Genomic DNA, 2,893 nt, shown 5'->3' with positions numbered 1-2,893 from the left:
AATAAGTTTCAAATTGAGCGTACCTTTCACCGAGGCGCTCTTTTTTTATGCTCATTTTCGTCCTTTCTTATGATTTTCCACAACTTCATTCATGTGTTTTCGTACATCATAAGTAACGATTTTCCCTTGTTCCAACAAAACTTGTTTATATTCAAAATACAACTCTTTAGGAATACGAATAGTCACACTTTGCATTTCTTCTTTGTTTTCTCCAGCCATAATAAAACCTTCTTTCTTTTTATCATTTTCAACATCATATAACATTATTTGGACTTAGTAAAGCATTACATAGAAGTACATAGAAATACATTTTTCGATAAAGTCGCTCAAAATGTCGCAGAAATGTCGCCGAAGTGTCGCACACCGAAAACCCTTATGGCTCTAGCGTTTGTGGCACTTTGTCGCCGAGTTTGGCACTCGGCACTTAAAAGGGGGGTCGTAGTGGCCCCCTCCCTTCTCCCAAAACCAAGAAAAACCCTGATTTTCGTTTCACTCAAAATCAAAGATCAAAGCGAAAAATTCAAAGGTATTCAAAAGCCTTTAAAATGCTTATAAAAGCTTTTGAGCGATTAAAGCACACAGAAACCAATTAAAAGCCCCCAGAAGTCTTTAAAACACTTCTAGGGGCTTTTAAATCGATTTTAGGTATCTCAATCAGTTTTATTTGTACATTGCTCTTAAAATGACTTGTACAACCTCAGAGAATCAAATTGATTTCGAAAATCAAAATCACAAAGTTAAAACGGAGTGCTCATTTATAGGCAGTGATTTATTTCAGTGTTCTGTCTTAACTTTTAGGCAAAATCATTTTTGAAAATAAAAAACGAACGACAATAAAGATCGTTCGTTTTTCACATTATTTCACTTTAAAAAGTGCAACAATATAATTAAAATAATGACATTTTCAATCATGTTATTTCCTCCTTAAATTTATATTTTCTTATACGTTTTATCCGTATACTTTTAATATCATAAAATTTATATTTCAAGTTTATATTGAAAGCAAAAAAGACTAGACCTATTTAAAATTGGTCTAATCTTTCTGCTTTTTTAAAATCAAGCAAAGCAACAACAATAAAGTTGAAATGGAGTGCCCAGTTATACGCAGTGATTTTTTCTATCGAAAAATCTTGCGACTGGGTTTCCCGCAGGGGCTAAAATCAAAAGACAAAAGATCAGACCTTGCCCCTTTTGAAAAAGCGGCAACCCCCCAAAACTTTCGCTAACGCTTAGTTACCAAAAAGAATGGACGGGGTAGTTCGCCCTTTCCATTCCCTTTGGTCATACGAGCTTGGAAAATCAATCTCTCGTATCAACTCCTTAAATTCCTTTCACTACGTTCCAGTCAGACATTTACCGTTGACACTTCCCGTTTTTTATCACTCAGAACGTGGAAAAGAAGGTACGGCAAGCTACGGGTTTGTGACCACAACCCTCAAAATAGTATTTTGACTTGGTAGGAGATTCCTACACCTTTCGTTGTCGCTGCGCTCGATTTTTGAAAATAAAAAAGAGCAGCATAAGCTACTCTTTTAATCACTTTTATCTTGTTCTTCTTGTTTATCAAGATCATTGATAAATAAACCTAACAAAGAACCTTTGCTGATATTTTTGTTTCGGTGTCCTGTATCTTTTCTTATAGCTAATAAAAGCTCTTCAAAATCGTACATAGTCTGTAAGGGACTTCCTTGTTTATCACTACCGTCATCAATATGTTTTCGTCTATAATCAGACCACAAATTAATCATTTCATCAGAACCCCAAACAATTAATTCCTGAGTAAACGTATTGAAAAATTTCATCATATCCTGATTTGTTACTTTTTTAGCTTTAATCTTTTCACCCATAAGTATTTTAAAATAAAATTCTATGAAACTTTCATACATAGGAATCTTTTTTTGCCTTAGTTCATTTTCAATTACTCTTTTTTGCTCGTAATATTTACCTATTACGATGGATAAAACAGCTACAATAATAGTGGAAGTAGCAGCAATTATTGTAGCTGATATTTCAGGTGGTAAAGAAAGAAAAATTTTAATTACTTTCACAGAGATTAAATAAACTCCATAAAACAGACAAATGATAAAAAACAGACCTAAAGCAATGTAGAGCCATCGCAGTATTTTTTTCATTCTCGTCATTTCATTTCTCCTGTTTCTTTGTCAATATCGCTTCGTCCATATCTCCGCTCTTGATAAACAGCATCAAAATATAATCTAATTAATCCAGTATGCGAACGTAAAACAGAATTGATTATTTTCATACTAGGCAAGTTATATTCCGAACCACGAACTCTCACGAACCTTCTCAGCTCGCGGATATTAGCTAAACTATGCTCATCAATCAAATCACAAACATCGTTTAACATATCGTCTTTATCTTCAACATCCAAAGTGATGTATCGATCAATATCAAAATTATTGAGCAACCTAATATCCTTTTTAGGATACTTAACTTTATTTTTAGCAATAGCATCTTTAGATTCATGCGTTAGATACAAATATATATTTTCCATGCTTTGAACTACAATCTGAACCAAAGAAACACTTTCATTACCTAATGTTCGTTGGATTCTCTTACGCACACTATCTGCCGTTACAGGATTTTTTGCTACGTAAATCAAATGATAGTGAGCTTTTTTATATTTCATTCCTTCAAGATCACTTAAATCTTTGTCATGAAGTGGACTAATCGCAATCGGAGTTCCAATTGATTCTAATCTCATTTCCCAATCTTCAGGAATGGATTCAGGATATAACAGAAACGTGAAGTATCTTGCTTTATCTTTAGCCATAATGATATATTCACCTTACAAAAATAAGTTTCAAATTGAGCGTACCTTTCACCGAGGCGCTCTTTTTTTATGCTCATTTTCGTCCTTTCTTATGATTTT

3 protein-coding genes are annotated in these 2,893 nt (G+C 33.5%); all 3 read right to left on the bottom strand.

Features of this window, described 5'->3' with window-relative positions:
* Positions 1-51: 51 nt before the first annotated feature.
* The gene (locus tag ACR65F_RS18115) at positions 52-219 is read right to left on the bottom strand and encodes a hypothetical protein (RefSeq protein WP_440505353.1); all 168 of its coding nucleotides are present in this window, start codon (positions 217-219) and stop codon (positions 52-54) included.
* 1,313 nt (positions 220-1,532) lie between these two features.
* Positions 1,533-2,141, bottom strand: coding sequence for a hypothetical protein (locus tag ACR65F_RS18110; protein WP_440505352.1), 609 nt, complete (start codon positions 2,139-2,141; stop codon positions 1,533-1,535).
* Entirely contained in the window at positions 2,138-2,794 is a 657-nt protein-coding gene (locus tag ACR65F_RS18105; RefSeq protein WP_440505351.1) for a replication protein, read from the bottom strand. The genes ACR65F_RS18110 and ACR65F_RS18105 overlap by 4 nt, the downstream gene beginning before the upstream one ends.
* Positions 2,795-2,893: the final 99 nt, after the last annotated feature.

This window comes from Sporosarcina sp. SAFN-010 (assembly GCF_059415065.1).
This window is presented reverse-complemented; position numbering and strand designations above follow the sequence as displayed.

Bases quoted from the DNA above. Each gene is read 5' to 3' on its own strand.
- ACR65F_RS18115 (WP_440505353.1), bottom strand. From the start codon at position 219: ATGGCTGGAGAAAACAAAGAAGAAATGCAAAGTGTGACTATTCGTATT.
- ACR65F_RS18110 (WP_440505352.1), bottom strand. From the start codon at position 2,141: ATGACGAGAATGAAAAAAATACTGCGATGGCTCTACATTGCTTTAGGT.
- ACR65F_RS18105 (WP_440505351.1), bottom strand. From the start codon at position 2,794: ATGGCTAAAGATAAAGCAAGATACTTCACGTTTCTGTTATATCCTGAA.